Source organism: Enteroscipio rubneri (assembly GCF_963929405.1).
GTDB lineage: Bacteria > Actinomycetota > Coriobacteriia > Coriobacteriales > Eggerthellaceae > Enteroscipio > Enteroscipio rubneri.
The window spans coordinates 101625-122060 of sequence record NZ_CAWVIN010000001.1 but is presented as its reverse complement, the minus strand read 5'-3'; the positions used below and the strand labels follow the sequence as shown (position 1 = coordinate 122060).

At 63.4% G+C, this 20436-nt stretch carries 17 protein-coding genes and 1 tRNA gene; all 18 read right to left on the bottom strand.

Features of this window, described 5'->3' with window-relative positions:
• Positions 1–4: 4 nt before the first annotated feature.
• Entirely contained in the window at positions 5–1507 is a 1503-nt protein-coding gene (cysS, locus tag ABGT83_RS00485; protein WP_346685478.1) for a cysteine--tRNA ligase, read from the bottom strand.
• A gap of 70 nt (positions 1508–1577) precedes the next feature.
• Complete coding sequence (gene ispF / locus ABGT83_RS00480) at positions 1578–2093, bottom strand: 2-C-methyl-D-erythritol 2,4-cyclodiphosphate synthase (RefSeq protein ID WP_103264113.1); 516 nt, start codon at positions 2091–2093, stop codon at positions 1578–1580.
• A 145-nt stretch (positions 2094–2238) separates the two neighbouring features.
• Positions 2239–3081, bottom strand: coding sequence for a 2-C-methyl-D-erythritol 4-phosphate cytidylyltransferase (ispD, locus tag ABGT83_RS00475; protein WP_103264112.1), 843 nt, complete (start codon positions 3079–3081; stop codon positions 2239–2241).
• Positions 3082–3227: 146 nt separating this feature from the next.
• Positions 3228–5792, bottom strand: coding sequence for an ATP-dependent Clp protease ATP-binding subunit (locus tag ABGT83_RS00470; RefSeq protein ID WP_346685475.1), 2565 nt, complete (start codon positions 5790–5792; stop codon positions 3228–3230).
• 553 nt (positions 5793–6345) lie between these two features.
• Entirely contained in the window at positions 6346–8331 is a 1986-nt protein-coding gene (gene lysS, locus ABGT83_RS00465) for a lysine--tRNA ligase (protein WP_346685473.1), read from the bottom strand.
• Positions 8332–8587: 256 nt separating this feature from the next.
• Complete coding sequence (gene greA / locus ABGT83_RS00460; protein ID WP_103264109.1) at positions 8588–9058, bottom strand: transcription elongation factor GreA; 471 nt, start codon at positions 9056–9058, stop codon at positions 8588–8590.
• Positions 9059–9237: 179 nt separating this feature from the next.
• Positions 9238–9507, bottom strand: coding sequence for a twin-arginine translocase TatA/TatE family subunit (gene tatA, locus ABGT83_RS00455; RefSeq protein WP_103264108.1), 270 nt, complete (start codon positions 9505–9507; stop codon positions 9238–9240).
• Positions 9508–9634: 127 nt separating this feature from the next.
• A tRNA-Pro gene (locus tag ABGT83_RS00450) sits at positions 9635–9711 on the bottom strand.
• 222 nt (positions 9712–9933) lie between these two features.
• Positions 9934–11259, bottom strand: a complete 1326-nt coding sequence (locus ABGT83_RS00445; RefSeq protein WP_346685471.1) for an FtsX-like permease family protein — start codon at positions 11257–11259, stop codon at positions 9934–9936.
• 74 nt (positions 11260–11333) lie between these two features.
• Positions 11334–12665, bottom strand: a complete 1332-nt coding sequence (locus ABGT83_RS00440; protein ID WP_346685469.1) for an FtsX-like permease family protein — start codon at positions 12663–12665, stop codon at positions 11334–11336.
• Positions 12662–13396 (bottom strand): ABC transporter ATP-binding protein, encoded by a 735-nt coding sequence (locus tag ABGT83_RS00435; protein WP_103264105.1) that lies wholly within the window; start codon positions 13394–13396, stop codon positions 12662–12664. The genes ABGT83_RS00440 and ABGT83_RS00435 overlap by 4 nt, the downstream gene beginning before the upstream one ends.
• 192 nt (positions 13397–13588) lie before the next feature.
• Positions 13589–14542, bottom strand: coding sequence for a helix-turn-helix transcriptional regulator (locus ABGT83_RS00430; protein WP_103264104.1), 954 nt, complete (start codon positions 14540–14542; stop codon positions 13589–13591).
• A 428-nt stretch (positions 14543–14970) separates the two neighbouring features.
• Positions 14971–16089 carry a butyrate kinase gene (buk, locus tag ABGT83_RS00425; protein ID WP_346685467.1) on the bottom strand — a complete coding sequence of 373 codons (1119 nt, stop codon included), beginning with the start codon at positions 16087–16089 and terminating at the stop codon, positions 14971–14973.
• Positions 16090–16135: 46 nt separating this feature from the next.
• Entirely contained in the window at positions 16136–16567 is a 432-nt protein-coding gene (locus tag ABGT83_RS00420) for an ABC transporter ATPase (protein WP_346685465.1), read from the bottom strand.
• Positions 16564–17538: an alpha/beta hydrolase fold domain-containing protein gene (locus tag ABGT83_RS00415; RefSeq protein ID WP_346685463.1), complete on the bottom strand. Its 975-nt coding sequence runs from the start codon at positions 17536–17538 to the stop codon at positions 16564–16566. The genes ABGT83_RS00420 and ABGT83_RS00415 overlap by 4 nt, the downstream gene beginning before the upstream one ends.
• A 20-nt stretch (positions 17539–17558) precedes the next feature.
• Positions 17559–18554, bottom strand: a complete 996-nt coding sequence (locus tag ABGT83_RS00410; RefSeq protein WP_346685461.1) for a phosphate acyltransferase — start codon at positions 18552–18554, stop codon at positions 17559–17561.
• Between the two features lie 156 nt (positions 18555–18710).
• Entirely contained in the window at positions 18711–18962 is a 252-nt protein-coding gene (locus ABGT83_RS00405) for an acyl carrier protein (protein ID WP_346685459.1), read from the bottom strand.
• A 114-nt stretch (positions 18963–19076) separates the two neighbouring features.
• The gene (locus tag ABGT83_RS00400) at positions 19077–20399 is read right to left on the bottom strand and encodes an MFS transporter (RefSeq protein ID WP_346685458.1); all 1323 of its coding nucleotides are present in this window, start codon (positions 20397–20399) and stop codon (positions 19077–19079) included.
• Between the last annotated feature and the right edge of the window lie 37 nt (positions 20400–20436).

Below are 20436 nucleotides of genomic sequence, written 5' to 3'. Positions count from 1 at the left end.
ACCGTCAGGCCAGCGCAACCCTCGGACCTTGTGGGGTGTCCTCGATGACGAAGCCGAGACCGCACAAACCGTCGCGCACGGCGTCGGCGCAGGCCCAGTCCTTGGCAGCGCGTGCTTCGGAGCGAGCATTCAAAAGCGCATCCATGGCCTCGACGGCATCGGCGCCGTCGTAGCCGGCAAGATCGGCGGCCAGCGCCACGACCTCGGTCGGATATGTGTTCGCGGCGCAGGCGCCCGACCCTGCAGCAACGTCGATGCCGAACACGCCCATGAGCTCCACGACGAGATCCCGCACGCCTTGCACTGCATCCGCATCCTCGCGCGAAAGCGTCTTTTCGGCCGTCATCCCGTTCGCCTCAGCGATGAGCTCGAACACCTCACCGAGCGCCTTGCACGTGTTGAAGTCGTCGTCCATCGCCTGGATGAAGGCTTCTTTCGCCTGTTCCGTGCGGACGGATAGCGCAGCGGCATCGAGCACGGACGGGCCATCCTCAGCGTTCTTTAGAAGCCAGTTGAGGTTTTTCACCGCGTTGCCAATACGGCAGAGCGCGACGGACGCCTCAGCCACACGTTCCTCGGAAAAGTCGAGCGGCGAGCGATAGTGCGTCTGCAGCATGAGGAAGCGCAGCACGGCCGGATCGGTGGTTTTCAGGATGTCGCGCAGCAGCTTGAAATTGTCGAGCGACTTGCTCATCTTCTCGGAGTTGATCTGCAGCATGCCGCCGTGCATCCAATAGTTCGCGAACGTGCAGCCGCACGCCGCCTCGCTCTGGGCACGCTCGTTCTCATGGTGCGGGAACACCAGGTCGCCGCCACCGCCGTGGATATCGAACGGCAGCCCCAGGTACGTGCGCGACATGGCCGAACACTCGATGTGCCAGCCCGGGCGCCCCTGGCCCCAGGGAGACTCCCACGCCGGCTCGCCGGGCTTGGCGGCCTTCCACAAGGCGAAGTCGAGCGGATCGCGCTTGCGGTCCTCGATGCCCTTGCCGTCGGCGCGCAGCTCGCGGTGACCGCCCTCCATCTCGTCGATGTTGCGGCCCGACAGCTCGCCGTAGGCAGGGTACGAGCGCACGCTGAAGTACACGTCCCCCTCCACTTCGTAGGCGTGGTCGCTATCGATGAGCTCCTGGATGAGCTCCAACATGGCGGGGATCTCCTCGGTGGCCTTCGGGCGCACATCGGGGTCGAGCACGTTCACCTTGCGCATATCCTCGATAAACGCCTCCGTGTACTCGGCGGCCACTTCAGCAGCCGTACGTCCTTCTTCGAGCGACTTCGCGATAATCTTGTCGTCGACGTCGGTGACGTTCTGCACGAACGTCACATCAAAGCCCCGCCACATGAGGTAGCGACGGATGTTATCGAAGGAGATGAACGTGCGTGCATTTCCCACGTGGATGTAGTTGTACACGGTGGGTCCGCACACGTACATACCCACCTTGCCCGGCTCGAGTGTAACGAGGTCGGTCTTGGTGCGCGTCTTGGTATCGTAGAGTCGTATCATGGTGGCTGTACCTTTCGGCTGATTCGTTCGGTGGAAAGCGAGGAGCGTGGACGGGCTGCAGGATCGCGTTTCAGAACTCGCGACATCGACAAAGCAGGCAGACCGCCGTCGCCGATATGCCTTCTTCGCGGCCCTCGAAGCCCAGCTGCTCGGTGGTGGTGGCTTTCACGCCCACGTTTTCCACCGCAACGCCCATAGCGCGCGCAAGGTTCTCGCGCATGGCCTCACGATACGGCGCAAGCTTGGGGGCCTGGGCGGCAATGACGGAATCCACGTCGAGTATCTGAAAGCCTTCGGCGCGCACCTTCCCCGCCACAGAAGCCAGCAGCTTGAGCGAGTCGGCGCCCGCATAGGCCGGATCGGTATCGGGAAACAGTTTGCCGATATCACCCCCGCGTATGCCGCCGAGCAGCGCATCGGCAACGGCATGCGCCAGCACGTCGGCGTCGGAGTGGCCCAGCAGCCCGCGGACATGGGGAACGTTCACGCCACCCAAGATGAGCTTGCGCCCCTCGGCGAACGCGTGCACGTCGTACCCCTGCCCGACGCGCAGCGAAGTCGGATCGAACGTCGCAGGCTGCATCATTCGCTTCCTCCGATCTCAGCATGCGCAGACGATGCGGCAACGTCCGCCAAGCGAGTTCCGCACGAGCCGAAACGTCCAGCGGGCGTTTCGTGCGAGCAGGACCGTCCGAGCGGCGGGATATTGCCGCATCGCCTTCCGCGGATGCTCATTCTTCCCCGCCCTTCATGTACATGGTCCGAACAGCGGCAGCCAGCATGAGGTAGTCCTCGGGCACGGTGAGCTTGATGTTGTCGCGCTTGCCTTCAACCACGAGCACGCGCCCGCCCAGCCGCTCGATAAGCGACGAGTCGTCGGTGCCAACAAAACCGTCTGAAAGCGCCGAGGCGTGTGCGCGCCGGTAAATGCCCGCGCGAAACACTTGCGGCGTCTGCGCGTTCCAAAACACACTGCGATCGGGCGTGCCCACGATCACCCCGTTCTCGACCACCTTGAGCGTGTCGACGGCCGGATGAGCCACGATTGCGCCATCGCAATCAATGTTGCCCTTGAGGGTCGCAATGGTGTGAGCGATGAGATCGGGCGATATAAGAGGCCGGGCACCGTCGTGCAGAACGACGTATTCGTAGTCCTCAGGAACGAACTCGAGACCGGAAAATGCCGATTCCTGGCGACTCGGACCCGAAGGGGCCATCACCACCGGCGTGACGAACGGGAACGGATCGATCGCGTGCTTCAAGTACTCCGCCTGGCGGTCCTCAGGGCACACGATAACGATGAGGCCGATATCCCCCACCGCATCGAAGGCCTCGGCCGACCAGGTGAGAATAGGCTTGCCTGCAATCTCGACCAACTGCTTGCCGCCCTCTTTGCCGAAACGCTCTCCCGTGCCCCCCGCCAAGATGATAGCCGCCGTCTGCGGATGTTTGTCGACCTCCCCCTTAAGCCCGCCAATCGTCTGCGTGAGCGCATCGAAGTCGAAATCGCCCATGGCCAGCTCGGCAGCGCCCAGCACCTCGGGGGAGAAAACGGGATCGATTGTTTTCGGCATGATCGTCCTTCTCGGGTCGTTTTGCGATGCGCATTAGTATACGACAAATCTCGTTTGGCGGCTTGGCGAGCCATATGCTATGCCGATCATCCCCTGAAAGCGACGAGGGCCGCCCTCTCGGACGGCCCTCGCGAACGCTCGGATGCCTAGTCGGCGGCTCCACCGGACATCGAGCCACCACCGGTCACACCGGCATGGCCCAAATCGTAGTTCGTCAGCAGAAGCTCCGCTTCCCGGGCGATGCTGTCGCGCTTGCGCGGCGCAGGAATTGATCCCGAACCCGCCGAGAACACCAGCTCGCCGTCCACGGCATCCACGTCGATGACCGAACCGCTCGTCCACATGCCCTCGAGAATCTCCTCGGACAGAGGATCCTCCAGCAAACGCTGGATGGCCCGGCGCAGAGGCCGCGCGCCGAACGTCGCGTCGGTGCCTTCCTTCGCGATGAGCTTGCGCGCCGCCTCGGTCAAGTTGATGGTCATATTCTGCTCGATCAAGCGTTCGCGCAAATCGGCCACCATGAGCTCGACGATCTTCTCGATCTGCTCGTCGTTGAGCGACTTAAACACGATGATCTCGTCGATGCGGTTTAGGAACTCGGGCCGGAACAGCTTCTTCATCTCCGCCATGACGCGACTCTTGATCTCCTTGTCGGAGAGGCCAGCATGCTCCTCGACCGAAAAGCCCAGGGTCGTCGGCTCCGCGATCTCGCGGGCGCCCACGTTCGACGTCATGATGATGACCGCATTGCGGAAGTCCACCGTGCGCCCCTGCGCGTCGGTCAAGCGGCCTTCCTCCAAGATCTGGAGCAGGATGTTGAACACATCGGGGTGGGCCTTCTCGATCTCGTCGAACAGCACGACCGAGTAAGGACGCTGACGCACGGCCTTCGTCAACTGGCCGCCCTCATCGAAGCCCACGTAGCCCGGAGGCGAACCCACGAGACGCGAGACACTATGCTTCTCCATGTACTCGGACATATCGAAGCTCAAGAGCGCGTCCTCGGAGTTGAACAGGAACTCGGCCAGCGCCTTGGAAAGCTCCGTCTTACCCACACCTGAAGGGCCGAGGAAAATGAACGAACCAGCGGGGCGCTTCGGGTCCTTCAGACCCGAGCGCGAACGGCGGATAGCCTTCGAGAGCGCCGTCACGGCCTCTTCCTGGCCCACCACGCGCTCGTGAAGCACGGCTTCCATGCGCAGAAGCTTCTCGGTCTCAGCCTCGGTGAGATTCGACACCGGCACGCCCGTGGTCATGGACACCACGTCAGCGATATCCTCCACCGTCACCTGGTGGATGGATTTCTGAGCGTCCTCCTCCCACTTCTTCTCGGCTTCTTCGCGCTTGGACTTGAGCTCGGACTCCTGATCGCGCAGCTGGGCGGCGCGCTCGAAGTCTTGCGCAGCGATGGCGGTATCCTTCTCTCCGCGAAGCTTGCGCAGCTCGTCGTCAAGGTCGCGCAGTTCTTTCGGCAGCGTCATGTTGCGAATGAGCATGCGCGCGCCGGCCTCGTCAAGCACGTCGATGGCCTTGTCGGGCAGGAAGCGGTCCTGGATGTAGCGGTCGGCCAGCGCCACGGCCGCCTGTAGGGCCTCGTCGGTGAAGTGCACCTGGTGATGCGCTTCGTACCGGTCGCGAAGGCCTTCCATGATGCGCAGCGCCTGCTCCTCGTTCGGCTCACCCACGGTGATGGGCTGGAAGCGCCGCTCGAGCGCGGAGTCCTTCTCCAGGTGCTTGCGGTACTCGTCGATGGTGGTGGCGCCGATCACCTGGATCTCACCGCGCGACAACGGCGGCTTGAGGATGGCAGCGGCGTCGATCGAGCCCTCGGCCGAACCGGCCCCGATGAGCGTGTGCATCTCGTCGATGAACAGGATGATGTCGCCCGCATCCATAACCTCTTTGATGCATTTTTTCAGGCGCTCCTCGAACTCGCCGCGATACTTGGAGCCCGCAACGAGCGCACTCACATCAAGTGTGAACAGACGTTTGCCTCGCAGGATGTCAGGCACCTGGTTCGATACGATGAGCTGCGCCAGGCCCTCGACGACGGCGGTCTTGCCCACGCCCGGCTCGCCGATAAGCAGCGGATTGTTCTTCTGGCGGCGGGAGAGCACCTGCATGACCCGCTCGATCTCGCCTGCACGGCCGATGACCGGGTCGAGCTTGCCGTCGCGCGCCTTCTGTGTGAGATCGGTGCCGAACTCCTTGAGCACGCTGTCCGACGACCCAGCGTTCGGGTCGAACGGGTTGCGGCCGGCGTACACCGGGCTCTGCCCCACCAGGTCGTTGAGCGCCGAGCGCACATCGTCGCCCGAGACGCCCAGGCGCGTGAGCACCTCGAGCGCCGTTCCGTCGCCCTCGCGCACGATGCCCAACAGCAAATGCTCGGTGGATATGTAGGATTGGCCCATCTGCATGGCCTCGCGCAGGCTGTTCTCAAGCACGCGCTTCACGCGCGGCGTGAAGGAGAGGTGCCCGGACACGTCGGTATCCTCGTCGATGGTCACAACTTGACGGATGGCCTGCACCACGGCGTCGTACTTGACGTTCAGGCGCTCGAGCGCTTGGGCGGCCAAACCGTCTTTCTCCTGGATAAGACCGAGCAGAATGTGCTCGGTGCCCACATAGGGTTGATGAAGCGATCGTGCCTCATCCTGAGCAAGGACAAGCACTTTACGCGCTTTGTCCGTGAATTTCTCGAATGACATCTAAAGCCTCGATTCTCGCGGAGCTTCTTGTGTTTCGTAGTACATGCTAGCACTCTCGTCAAGAGAGTGCCAACGCGGTGGCTGCCGCACACGCGTGCTCCATAACTTGCGCTCACGCGCGACGGAGCCATCGTACCACGACCTCGCACGGCGCGCGTTCGAGCGGGCGGATGACTCCGAACGTGCTCGCTTTTGACGAGGAGCCGAAACGTAGGCGAATGTCGAGAACCCGTTCGCTGGCGGAGGAGTCTCGTCCTCGGACGGCCCCGCCCTCGCGCGAGGCATTCGCAGAAGATGCGTAACGCGTGCCGTTCGCGAATCAGCGCCTGGACAGGACTCGAGACGGTCGCGGCGCAAGGACGGCCCGATCCGCCCTCCAGCGCAGAGCAGCAGGTTCCGCATTTGCACACGTGCAGGGACCCGAGTCGGACCCGCGAAGCCTCCGTGCCTGCACGGAGGAGGCATCATGAACCACGCTGCTATGCTGGACCCCCTCGACTGCACCTCTTTCGACGGGCAGCTTCCTTCATCGAGGTCGCTTCTTGACAGGAAGCTAGTACAGCTTCGCGCCGGCGGGGATGCGGTCGTCCACCATCAGTAGATTGAGGCGTTCCTCGGGTTCGCCGTCCTCGCCCGGCTCCTCATGGATGGCCGAAAGCAACATGCCGCACGAGTCGACACCCATCATAGTGCGCGGCGGGAGGTTGGTGATGGCGATAAGCGTGCGGCCCACCAGCTCCTCCGGCTCGTAGTAGGCATGGATGCCGGACAGGATGACGCGGTCGGCGCCCGTGCCGTCGTCGAGCGTGAACTGCAGCAGCTTCTTGCTCTTGGGAACGGCCACGCACTCCTTCACCTTCACGGCGCGGAAGTCCGACTTGCTGAACGTGTCGAAATCGACCTCGTCCTCGAACAGCGGCTCGACGACCACCTTCGAGAAATCGATGGGAACGGCCGGCCTGATAGGAGCGATCGCTGCGGCCTGGGCCGAAGCCGCCGGCGCGGCACCGCCGCGCGGATGCCCGCCCGCAGGCGCCTCATCGCGCATGTGAGGAAAAAGCAACACGTCGCGAATGGACGGCGCGTCGGCGAGCAGCATCACCAGACGGTCGATGCCCAAGCCCACGCCTCCGGCGGGCGGCATTCCGTACTCGAGCGCGCGCACGTAGTCGTCGTCGTATCCCATGGCCTCATCGTCGCCGAGATCCTTCGCCTCCACCTGCGCACGAAAACGCTCGGCCTGGTCAACTGGATCGTTCAGCTCGCCGAAAGCGTTGGCGTACTCGTGCCCGCAGATGAACAGCTCGAAGCGCTCGGTGAGGTCCGGATTGCCCGCTTTCTTCTTGGCCAGCGGCGACACCTCAAGTGGATGGTCGATAACGAAGGTGGGCTGAATGAGTTTCTCCTCGGCCACAGCCTCGAAAATCTCGGCGATCAGCTTGCCCTTGCCCCACGTCGCATCGGCATGCCCGCCGTTACGCTCGAGGATAGACGCAAGCTCGTCGCGCGTGCGCTCGAAGTTCACTTGCTCGCCTGCTCCTTCGGTGGCCAGCTCGATCATGGATGCGCGGCGCCACTCGCCCGACAGGTCGATGTCCTGTCCCTGGTAGGTGATCTGCAACGTACCGCACGCAGCCTGCGCCGCGGCTTGGATGTAGCCCTGCGTGAGCTCCATCATGCCCTCGAGATCGGAGAACGCCTGATAAGCCTCCATGGTGGTGAACTCCGGGTTGTGGAACGGGTCCATGCCCTCGTTGCGGAACTGGCGCCCGATCTCGAACACCTTTTCGAACCCGCCCACAAGCAAGCGCTTGAGGGGCAGTTCCGTAGCGATGCGCAGGTAGTAGTCGCGGTCGAGCGCATTGAAATGTGTGACGAACGGCTTGGCGTTCGCACCGCCTAGGATAGGATGCAGAAAGGGCGTTTCCACCTCGTAAAAACCCTGATCCTCCATATAACGGCGGATGGCGGCAACGATCTTGAAGCGCTTCTCGAACGTATCCTTGACCTCGGGGTTCATGACGAGGTCGACATAGCGCTGACGGTAGCGCGTCTCCTTGTCAGCCAGGCCGTGGAACTTCTCGGGAAGCGGACGAAGGCTCTTGGACAGCAGCTCGAAGGACTGGATAGCCACAGACAGCTGCCCGCGCTTCGTGCGCATCATAGTGCCCGCGACGCCGATCCAGTCGCCCACATCGAGGTTCTTGAGCTCGGCGAATGCGTCTTCGTCGAGCGCATTGATGCGGCAGAACAGCTGGATATCGCCCGTCGAGTCGCGCAGTTCGAGGAAAGCGATCTTACCCTGGTCTCGCTTCGCCATGATGCGACCGGCAACCTGCACCTCGTCTTCGGTTGATGCGCCGTCCTCCAGGCCCTCGTACTGGGCGGCCAGGTCCGCCAGGTGGTGCGAGTACTTGAACGCGTGACCGTACGGATCCTTGCCAGCCGCCAGCAGCGCATCGCGCTTGGCCAGGCGCACTGCGACGGGATCGTCCTCGATGATCTGTCCGGTGGTGGTCGTGTCGTTGATGTCGCTCATTGTTCAGCCCCTCAATCTCGTACAGCCCGCATAGCGAGGCTTGCCCGCCAGGGCCAAGCCCTTCGCGCGAAGCGCGAAAACCAACCGCGCAGGTTGGCGTAGTAAGTCAGCGAGGCCCGCCGTCGCACCCGAAATTCGGGAGATGGCGCAGGCGTTGCGTACCTGGGTACGCAAGCCCGCAGCATCGCGCGAAGATCGGGTGCGACGGCGGGCCGCAGCGTCAAGAAGTTCCGGCGGCCGTCAGGCCGACGAAACCCTAGTGCTCGATCTTAGTAATGGTCATGACAATCTCGCGACCGGTCGGGCCGGTCGTTTCCACCTTGTCGCCCTTTTTGTGGCCCAAAAGCGCCGAGCCCACCGGCGATTCGTTCGATATTCTGCCGGCGGCGGCATCGCTCTCGGCGCCGCCCACGATGGTGAACACGCGTTCACGGCCGCCCATGTCGACGGTCACCGTCGAGCCGATGTGCACGTTGTTCGAGCGCTTCGGCGTATTGACCACCGTAGCCTCCGACAGGATGCGGCTGATCTCGGCGATGCGCGCCTCCATCATACCCTGCTCGTTCTTCGCGTCGTCGTACTCCGAATTCTCGGAGATATCGCCGAACTCGCGCGCCACTTTGATGCGCTCGCCGATCTCAGCGCGTTTCTCCGTCTCGAGAAAATGCAGTTCTTCCTCGAGCTTATCCTTGCCCTCCTGAGTGAGGATGAAATTGCTGTCAGCCATATTCCGCCGCCTATCCAAGTGCAAAACAGGCACGCCCGCACATGCAAGCGTGCAATCCGATATCCTATGCTGGTGGTAGAAAAGCACCCGCACCGTGCGCTGGCGCTATATGAAAAAAGCGGTATGCGCAAGACGCGAGCCGTCTGCACATACCGCACACCAAACAAAACCCGCTTAGACTACTCGGCCTTCTTCTTGGCCACCGTGGTCTTCCTGGCAGCCGTGGTCTTCTTCTTGACCGGCTCCTCTTCTTCCTCGACGACCTCTTCCACATCGTCTTCGTCGGCCTCTTCGATGGCCTTGTCGCCACCGCCGATGCCTTCGCGGAGGTTCTTGACGGTCTTGCCGAGCGCGCTGCCAAGCTTCGGAAGGTTCTTCGGCCCGAAGATGAGCAGAATCACCGCGAGGATGATGAGAAGCTCCGGCATTCCCATTCCAAGGATTTTCATACAGCCCTCCAAGTTGCTCGTGCGGAGCCCGCCTTCGCAGGCCCGCCCACTCCAGCCTCGCCAGAGTAGCACTTCTATGCAAAAAAGGGATGTTCTTTATGTCGAAAGCACATCCCTTTCAGCTCCATGGTCGGGATGACAGGATTTGAACCTGCGGCCTCTGCGTCCCGAACGCAGCGCTCTACCAAGCTGAGCCACATCCCGATGCCGCTTAATGCAGCGACGGTTATGATAGCACAACGGATTGAAAAGCAAAAGAAAATGCCTCGACATTTTCGCTTTCACCGCATCTTCACCGGAAAGGAGAACGTGCCGAGCAGGAGTCCGATCCTCGGCAGAAACGCACGGTGCCGACAGGCGTCCGCCGCGCATTCCGGTCGGCGATCGGCGGCAATGAGAGAGCGGCAGCAAGGAAGCCTGACCAGCCTACTCCCCCACAGCCAGAACCCGCGCAGGCTCCCGGCGAAGGGCGGAGCAGGTTGGAATGAGAGTGGCGGCCAGCAGCAAGACGAAGCCCACGAGCGACACGAGAAGCCCCTCGCCGAAAGCGAGCCCGGTAAGCAGCGGCATGCCCACCGCAGAAGCTACGACCGCGTTCGAGGCGAGCGCGGCGAGCGCGGCGACAAGCGTGGCAGTGACGGCATGGATGAGCGCTTCGCATGCGGCCGCTGCTACGAGCGTCTCCGGGCGCGCGCCGGCGGCAATGAGCAACGCCGTATCGCGCGTGCGGGACTTCGACGTCATCACCACGCTCACCGCTGCGCCAACGGCGCACAGGAGCACCGGGCCTCCGAACAGGATGAGCGCTTCTGTCCAATCGAGGCCGGTGAAGCGCAGGCCGTGGAGCGCGTTGTAGTCCGCCCACACTCCCATGACCGAAAAGATACCCGCCACCAGCCCAAAGCCCACCATGACTAGCGTCTGAACCGACGTGCTGGAGCCCAATCCGTAGCGTGCGGTGCGCCGCGCCACGAACCAGGCATTCCAACGCGTTCCCGGCACAAGCGACGTCCACGCGTCCATCGCCGCCGACAACGCCAGAGGGGAGATGCAGGCCAGCACCGCAACTGCGAGAATGGGCAGGTACAGCGACCAGTTCATCACGACGTCCGGCGCAGCGCCGACCATGAGGAAGACCGTCCAGCCCGTGCACGCGGTCAGGACTGCGAACAGCGCGATACGCAAACACGTCATCCCCCTGCGCTTCGGCTCCGATTCACGCAAAGCCATGAGGGGCGGCGTGTTTCCCGCGCTGCGGGCGCCTTTAAACCCGCCGCAGAAGAACACGCCCGCCACCGCAAGCCACACCGTCGGCATCATCGAGAAGCTCACGTGGGGCGTCGCTTGAGCAAGCGCCTCCTTCGCGCCGAACACCATCGGGAAAAGCGGGACGAACGTCGCCGCCTCGAGCAGGGTTCCGACGATCGCGCCGAGCACGGCCACAACGACCAGCTGGGCCAGCACCACGCAGCTCACCCGGCGCGGGCTCACGTTAGCCAACCGCCACAAGGCGTAGGAGCGCCGCTGTGCGGACACGGTCAGGTTCGACGCCGAAACGAGCACCGCAACCGCGGCCACCGACGAGAACGCCAGCACCACGGAGCCGATGTAGCGCATGCCTGAGAACGTCGCCGCCGTCTCTTCGAGCGACGCCGCCCACCCGCCGACGTACCCGCAGGCCACGGCCACGCAGAACGCGCCTACCCATGTGGCGGCATGGTCGCGCAGATCACAGAACACAAGCTTTATCATGGTCGACCTTCCTTTCTCCCAATGCGTCGACAAGAGTATCTTTCAAAAATGATGCTCCGGAAACCTCCCCCCTGCTACTCCTCTACGGCCAGTACGAGAGCGGGTTGTTTGCGCAGAGCCGACAGAGTAGGAACGAGCGTGGCGGCCAGCACCAGGACAAAGCCAGCGATCGACACCACGAGGCCCTCGCCGAACGCTAGGCCGCTGAACAGAGGAAATTCCACCGCAGCGGCCACTACAGCGTTGGATGCCGCTGCGACCGCCATGCCGGCGAGCGTGGCAGTAGCAGCGTGGATAAGCGCCTCGAACCCCGCGGCCGCGACGAGCGTTTCCGGGCGCGCGCCGCTCGCGATAAGAAGCGCCACGTCGCGGGTGCGGGTGCGCGACGACATGACCACGCTCACTGCCGCTCCCACCGCGCACAGCAGAATGGGGCCGCCGAGCAGCAGGACAGACGTGGTGAAGTCGAGCGTCGCGTTGAGGGTCAAGCCATACTGTTGTATGACGGTCTCCAATAAGCTGCTAAGCGAGAAAATACCAGCAACCAGTCCAAATCCTACCATGATGGGCGTCTCAACCGAGGTGCTAACCGAAAGGCCATGGCGGGCGATATGGCGCGCTATGTACCACGCATTCCAGCGGTTCTGCGACACGAGCGACGTCCACGCGCTCAGCAATGCCGAGAACACCGCCGGAGCCACGGACACAAGCGCTGCCGCCATAAGAAGCGGGAGGAACAGCGAATTACCCAAAGCATCCAGGTCTTTTCCGAACAGGGAGGAAGCAAGCTGCCAGGTGCCGAATACCAACCCTGCGAACAGTACGACGCGCAGCCATGTCATGCCCTTGCGGGGCTGATCCGGCGCGCGCAGGACGGTCATGGGTGACGTCCTCCCCGCGCCGCGGACGCCCTTCAAGCCCCCGACGAGAAACACGCCCGCCACCGAAAGCCATACCAAGGGCATAAACGGCAGTCCAGCGTCGAGAACCACCTGGTCGATGGGCAGGTAGAAGGGCGAACTAAACACGAGCGGGAACAGCGGGACAAACGAGGCTGCTTCAACAAGCGTGCCGACCACCGCGCCGAGCACCGCCACCACGGCCAGCTGCGCGAGCACGACTGCAGCCACCCTCCGCGGGCTCACGTTTGCCAGTTGCCACAGGGCGTAGCTTCGCCGCTGCATCGCCACCGTAAGATTCGCCGCCGACGCGAGCACCGCCATAGCTGCCATTGCAGAGAACATGAGCATGGTGACCGCAAGCGATTCCATGTTCGGGTACGACTTCGCCGTGGCCATCAACGACGCCGCGAAGCCACCGATGAATCCGCAGGCCACGGCCACGCAAAACGCGCCTACCCATGTGGCGGCATGGTCGCGCAGATCGAGGAACACAAGGCGCATCATCGCGCCGCCTCCAGTGCCTTGAGGATGTCCGTCGGATTCGATCGCCCCAACTCGCGAACCACCCGACCGTCCTTCAGCACGAGGATGCGGTCGGCCATCGAGGCCGCCTCCAAGTCGTGGGTCACCATGACTACCGAGCGCGCCGGATCGTCCGCGATGCCGCGCAGAAGCCCGAGCGCCTCGCGCCCGTTCTTCGAATCGAGCGCACCGGTCGGCTCGTCGGCGAACACGACGTCCGCGCCGCCCGCAAGCGCCCGTGCGATGGCCACTCGCTGCTGCTCGCCGCCGGACATATCAGCGGGGCGGCTCTTCTCGCGCCCTTCGAGGCCCACACCCGCAAGCACCTCGCGCACCTGCGCGGCCGTAAGCGGCCGCCCGGCCAGGCGCGCAGGCAGCGACACGTTTTCGCCCGCCGTGAGCGAGGGGATGAGGTTGTACGACTGGAAAATGAAGCCCACATGGTCGCGCCTCGTCTTGAACAGATCGTTGCGACCGGCGCCCACCACCTGCCGGCCCATCACCTCGACGGAGCCCGCATCCGCTGCCTCCAACCCGGACAGGCAATACAGTAGCGTCGATTTGCCCGAGCCGCTCGGCCCTACGATTGCCACCATCTCGCCGGCAGCGACGTGCAGGCTGACGCCGCGCAGCACGTCGGTTGCACGCCGTTTGCTTCCGCGTCCGATAACGAATGATTTGCACACTTCGCGTGCGACAACGGTACAGCTCATACGATCTCCTTTGAATGGTTTTCGGCACAGGACTGCCGGAGCGAAGCGCGCTTCGCTTTTATCGGCACGGTATGGGGACTGGAAGGGGCTATGTCCGGACGACGACCGGGAGCATGCCGCTCGCGCCGTTCGAGAACGTCACAGCGCAGCTGTGCGAGGCTCGATCGGAACGCAGGAACGTACCGCCCTCGTCTAGGGACGGAGCGCCTTGACGGCGGCGCTGATCAGACCCCCGAGAGGCCAGGCCAGCCAGAACCACCACTGCCCGCCCAACGCGGGCACGAACAGCAGCACGAGAGCGACAGCCGTGGCGGCGCACATAATGGCAACATACAGGCGATGATCGCTTTTGGCTCGACGCGCGCGTTTTGCCAGATTCTCGTCGAGATCGTCGATGCGCGCCTCGTCCACGACATGCAGCGATCGCAAGTTGTATTTCTCCACATTGCAGCGCGACGCGAGCAGCCACCCGCGCAGGATGCAGAACGTGCCCGCCGCAGCAAGCAGCAGGCAGACGGCGCTCGAAAGCGACGGCGCCGCAGGCAGCACGATGGTCGCCGCCAGCCCGGCCACGATCAAGCCGATGCCCACCACCAAACCGATGGACAGGGCGCGTCGGGCCTCGGTTTTCTGCTCGGCGGTGTAGAAATCCTCGACAAAAGGATGGGCTACGCGAAATCCGTTCCGCTCGAACGAGGCCGGCAGGATGATGGCCAGCCCGGCCACGGCGCCCACCAGCATGAGCACGCTCGAATAGCTCTGGTAGGAGCTTCCCGGCATCAGCGTTGCGTCCGTTAAGAACATGGCCAGCGCGAATCCCAAGATGACGACAGCCACGCCAAGCGGCAGCTTCCATGCGAATGCACGCATGGCCTCGTCGTAGCCGGTTACGTCTTGGGGAGGCTGCGCAATGGGCAGGCTTGCAGTCGGGGCGGCCGGGCGCTCGGTCAGATCGCCGCACACCAGATCGTCGAGCGTGCACTCGAACAGGGCACACAGGCGCAGCAGCTTGTCCATCTCCGGGTAGGCGCGCTCGGCCTCCCACTTGGAAACCGACTGGCGACTCACACCCAAAAGCATCGCCAGCTGCTCCTGGGTCATGTTGCGCGCGGCGCGCAGGTGCTGCAGGTTGTCGCGGAAGCTCATAGGTCCGTCCTTCGATCGTGCACGCCCGCCCCTACGGCCGGCGCATCAGTCGGCCCCGGTGCGCCGACGCCTCCATACTGGGGGCGCGCGAGCCGCCGCTCAACCAACTTGCGGCTTCTTTTTTGCGTATCGCCTGTCAACCCGTGGTATCGAAATGCAGGTCAAAGCCAGTATAGCGCGGCAAGGGCGAAAAGAAGGGTTTTCCGCGAACGGGACGGTCCGACACGCGGCCGGAGCATGGAAAAGGAGATAGTACGAAGGGCCAGCCTCTGGATCCTCCAGGGCCGACCCTTTCCGCAAGGCCGCTTTTTCGCCTCCCGCCTGGGAAGGCGTAGGGGACGGCTCGCTTTCGACATCGCACAGACATCCGGCGAACCTTTGCCCGCTCGGGCGGCGGGTACGCGGCGGTAGGCGGCGCCGCATGGGCTTTACACTTCGGGAATGGCACCAGGCATGGTGAAGCCCTTCCAAGAAGGCTCGCCGGTGTAGGTCATAACTTCCTCCAAGTTATCGAGGGCACGAATGGCCCCTGCGGCCAGAGCGTCCATTTCAAAATCGCCGGCGTACACTTTAATGGAGGCGATCCAACCCGTGCGCTCGGTCACGTAGTTCACGAAGCGCGGGTCATGGGAGACGCCGCCGGTCAGCACGATGCCGTCCACCTTGCCCTTCAGCACGGCTGCGAAGCCGCCGATGGCCTTGGCCACCTGGTAAGCCATCGCGTCGTAGACCACGCGCGCCCACTCGTCACCCTGCTCGATGCGCTCGCATATAATGCGCGCGTCGTCCGTACCACACAAGCCCACCAGCCCGCCGGTTTTGCCGATCACCCCGTCGATCTCCTTCTTGTCATGTTCGCCGGAGAACGCCAGCTTCACGACGGACTTCAGCGGCGCGTCGCCGGAGCGGTTCGGAGCGAAGGGGCCGGAACCTTCCAGTACGTCGTTCGCGTCCACCATGCGACCATGGTCATGACAGGCCACCGATAGGCCGCCGCCCACGTGCGCTACGATGAACGCGCCGTCTTCATAGGTCGTGCCCAGCTCGGTCGCGCAGCGGATGGCGCATTCCTTCTGGTTCAGACAATGGACGTGGCTTTTGCGGTACACCCCGGGGTATCCCGTGATGCGCGCGACGTCTTCAAGCTCGTCGGTGTCGGGCTGGTTCACGGCGTAGGCCGGCTTGCCCGCTTCCTGGGCGAACGCATGCAGCAGCGGTGCGCCCAAGATGGCGGGATGGTTCACACCTGCGTTCATCACATGGTCGCACACCGTGTCGTCGATGGCGAAGATGCCGCCCACCGTAGGGCCCATGGATCCGCAGTAGCCGGAAAACGCGTCGATGTCGGACAACATAATACCCTGTTCGGCAAGCGCGTCAAGGATGGTCTGCTTGCGGTAGTCGAACTGGTCGGCCGCCTGGTCGAACCGTGCCAGCTCCTCGGCCGGATGCGTTACGTTCAAGCGGAACAGCGCCTCGGCCCCGTCGAACACGGCCACCTTCGTGGACGTGGATCCCGGAGAGAGTGTCAGAATCTTATAACCCATGTCAAGAGTTTCCTTTCCATTTGCTTCGGCGTCTCGCCGATTTCTTCTATTCGGATACGACCTCAGGGTGATCGGCGAGCGTCCTGTGATTTGAAACCAGCCATAATACGAGCGACGCAACGTAGCCAATCGCCACGAGCTGAGCGTACGTTTGCAGCCAGACGTCGACGACGGGGCGGCCTTCCGCCTGCAGCACGGCCATCGTGAACGAGATGCACGTCACGTAGACGAGGTTCTCCACGAACACCGACATCACGAATCGTGTTCTATTGCCGGCAAGCGGGCGGCTGAGCAGCTGCCCTGCTGAGGGCACCGGCAGGATCAGCTGCAGCAGCACGTTCGTAAAAAACGCACTCGCCACTCCCGGATACCACGAGGCGAACGTAATGGGCGCGTTCGTCAGCAGCATAGCCGACGTGTTGATGACCAATGCAAGCACCGCATCGCACAGAATGACCCCCACCGACCAGCGCGTCACAGCGAATCCCCCTTTTCATCAATACCCGGAATCGGCACATCGGCCACGGCAGGCCCCAACACGTCTTCCAGGCTCGCTTTCAACCGCACACCTGCGGCTCGCGCAAAATCGGCAGGCCGAGCGGCCACGGTGGCCGGCATTGACGTCGCCCGATACGTCTCCAGATCGGCCGCGTCCTCGATGTATCCGTGGTACACACCCTCCACCGGGCGGTACGACATACGGCATCCCAGCCGTTCCATGCGCTCCCGCAACGCCTCGGCCTGCCCCTGCAAAGGATCGCCCACGACTGGATACAGCGCCACCGGGGGCAGCGCGGCCAGCTGGGCATCGCTTGCGAACACGGGCGACACGAGCGGGTCGCGAGCGTCGCCGTCCGCCACGTACCAATCGTTGAAGGCGACCATCATTTCGTACGGCAGGTCGATCGCGCGGCCTTTGACGGAATCGGGCGGCGTGCAGGCGTCGAGGAACGGGTAGTGCAACGCCAAGCCGGCCACCTTGAAATCGGCGCGCGCCTGAGCGACGAAGGCAGTGGCCAGCGCCAGGTTCGCGCCCGCACTGTATCCCAGCAGGTAGAACCTCGACGCATCCGCATCGCACACGCTCCCGCGCGCGATATGGGCCATGGTCGCCACGACATCCTGTAGCGCAGCCGGTGCGGGATGCTCCGGCGCCAGCCGGTACTCGACGCCCACCACATGGATGTCGAAGCTGTCGCGCACCCAGGCGCGCAGGGCGTCCTCCTTACGGGCATCGCCGAGCGCGAACCCGCCTCCGTGCACCTCGAAGAGCACCGGTCTGGCGCCCCCGACGCGCGCCTCGTGCACCCAGTAGGGAGCATGGCGGCCTTCTGCCGCATCGGGCGGCACTTCCATGCCGGACAGCATGCGCCCGCTCAAAGCACGCGCCGTACCTTTGCGCAGATATAACACCACCTGTTTCATCAATTCGGTATCCACCTCGCGCATAACCGGCTACCTCCGAACGTCTAGCGCGCGGACAGCACGAGCATCGCGATGTCGCCGACGATCTCCTGCACGGTCGCGCCACGCGAGGAGTCGGCCACAGGGCGCCTGAAGCCCGACAGGTTGTGACCGTATGCAGCGCCATGTGCAAAGCGCTGGATCAGCTTCACGGCGATGTTAGCCGAGTTCAGATCAGGGAAGATGAAAACGTTGGCGCGACCGGCCACCTCGCTTTCGTGCTTGACCTTCTTTGCCGCCACCACAGGATCGATGGCAGCATCCAGCTGGAACTCGCCGTCGGCCGAGATGTCGGGGCGACGCTCGTGCACCAGCCGCAGCGCCTCCTCGATCCGATCGACGCTTTCACCGACGCCGGACCCGGTGGTGGAAAACGACAGAAAGCCGACGCGCGGCTCCCAGCCCATGAGTGAGCGGGCCCCGTCCGCCGCGGCGATCGCGATGGAGGCGAGCTCGCTAGCGGACGGCTCGGGGTTCAAGCCGCAGTCGGAAAAGCAGACCACGTCGCCCTCGGGACCCTCGAAGCCTGGAGTTTCAACCAAGGCCAGAATGCTGGGAACGTCGACACCCTCCTGCAAGCCGATGATCGTCTGCGCGGCCATGAGCACATCGCCGGTGGTGTTGGTGTGGCCGCAGAACGTGCAGTCCATATCGCCCAGCTCTTCCATCATCATAGCGTAGTGCATCGGGTCCTTGATCTTGCGCCGCGCGCCCTTGGCGGAGACGAGGCGCGCACCGCCCGCCATATAGCGCTCAGCCAGCGCATCAGCTGCGGATTCGTCGGCGCTGTCGACGATCTCCATGCCGTCGAGGGAAACGCCCGCGCGCGCAGCGGTCTCCTCGATCACGCCGCGTGGGCTGATGAGCACCGGGATGCCGACGCCCTCGTCGAGCACCCGCCGGGCGGCAAGCAGGGTGTTGTCGGCCTCGCACTCGGGCAGTGCCACGCGCTTGGGAGCGCCCTTCGCGTCCTCAATGAGCTTCTCGATTAACGCCGTCATGGGGATTCCTTTCTTCGGGGAGCGCGCCGGCCCGCGTCGTGCCGGGTGCGCGGAGGCTGCGGCGGCGGGCGTACGTGCGCAGGGGCCGTCCGTACGCCGGCCCGCCAGAAGGACGGGCCGGCGCAACGCGCGCTTTCAATCAGGGTAGGGATTTCGCTACATGGAAAGCTTGTCGTCGATGAGTTTGGCAGCCTCGCCGAAGGTCTTCGCCTTGTTGAGTTCCATGAAAGGCACCTCCACCTCGTACTCGTCCTCAAGCGTCGAGGCGAACTGCACGATGTTCACCGACTTGCAGTGCAGATCTTCGACGAAACGCGTGTCGGCGGACAGTGCGGAGGGGTCGGAGCCGAAGATCTCGGCGGCCTTGTCTTTAAGGATGCCCACGACTTCTTCCTGAAATTCGTTCATGATCGTTCCTTTCGAATCGGTGTCCCGTTGCGGGAATTCCATAAGGGGGTTGACATGAGCCGCCTAGTGCCGTGCAGCTGCTAGGGCGGGCGACTCATCGATGGTCGCGCGACCCTACTTGGCGGGTGCCGCGTAAGCAACTTCTTCATCGCCGCGAATCTTGGAGGCGATCTGGCGATACGGGATCGCAAAGGCGATCGCGAAGGCCACGATGCACATGAGAAACACGGCCAGCATGACCGTGGTTGGCCCGAAGATGGCGGCCACGGTGGACATGACAGACACGCCAGCGAAGTTCAGCACGTTGAAGATGACCTGGATGGGGGTGTACGCCACCTCGAAGTCGGCGCGGCCGAAGATCGAGGTTGTCATGGACATGCACACGTTCGCTGCGCCGGACAGGCCGAACATGAACATGCCGGTGGCAACACCACAGACCATCGCATTCGTACCACCGAGGAAGCACAGCAGTCCGCCCAAGCCCAAAATACAGATCACAGTGAGCGTAGTCTTCTTCGTGCCGATCTTCTGGTCGAGGACGCCGATCAGGTAATGGCCGAGCAGGCCGATAGGCCACATGGAGCTGAGCAGCACCACGCCGAACATCGGATCCTGGCCGTATGCGGCCAGCGTGGGAACGAGCAAGGCAATGACGCCGGCGCCCACCATCATAGGAATGCCGGTGCCCAGGCCGATAAGCCAGGTCTGCGGGGTCTTAAGCACCTTCACGGTGGTCCAGGGACTCGTCTTCTTGTATTCCATGGCGGCCTTGAACTCGGCATCGAGCTCCTCGCGGCCGATGGACTTGTCGTTGTCGGGATAGGCGCCCGCCTCTTCGGGATTGTTCTTCACGAACAACAGCACGACCGCGGCCATGACGATCAGGACGACGGCGCAAGCCCAGAAGAAGCCCGACACGCCCAGGCCGGCGCCCACGAAGCCGAGGATGATCGGGTTCAGGGCGGCGGAGCAGAACGTCATGCCGATGGTGGCGATGCCCATGAAGGCGCCCTTCGTGCGCGGGAACCAGCTTGAGCCCAGCATGCCCACACCGATGGTCGCATAGGCGACCATGCAGAAGTAGAACACGATAACGCCTGCAGCGAACATTCCGAAGCTTGTCATGTTCGCCAGGATGATGAAGCCGACAGCGCTGCCGACCAGCCCGATGACGCTCACCATCTTCGCGCCAATCTTGCGGCCGAGCGCGCCGAACAGCACGACGGCGAGCAGCGATATCCAGCCGGCGATGGTGATGACGTAGGACATGTCGGTCTGCTGCCAACCGTACTGCTCGGTGAACATGCCGAACAGCGTGTTGGTCACCGAATTCCAGAATGTGTAAAAGATGAAGAACACAAAACACGTGAGAGTGATACCCCAACCCTTCGCCCCGAAATTCGGGATCCAGGCGTTGAACTTCTTGCCTTCTGTCATTGTTTCCTCCAAGTTTTGAGGGCGCGCCCGCCTGCAC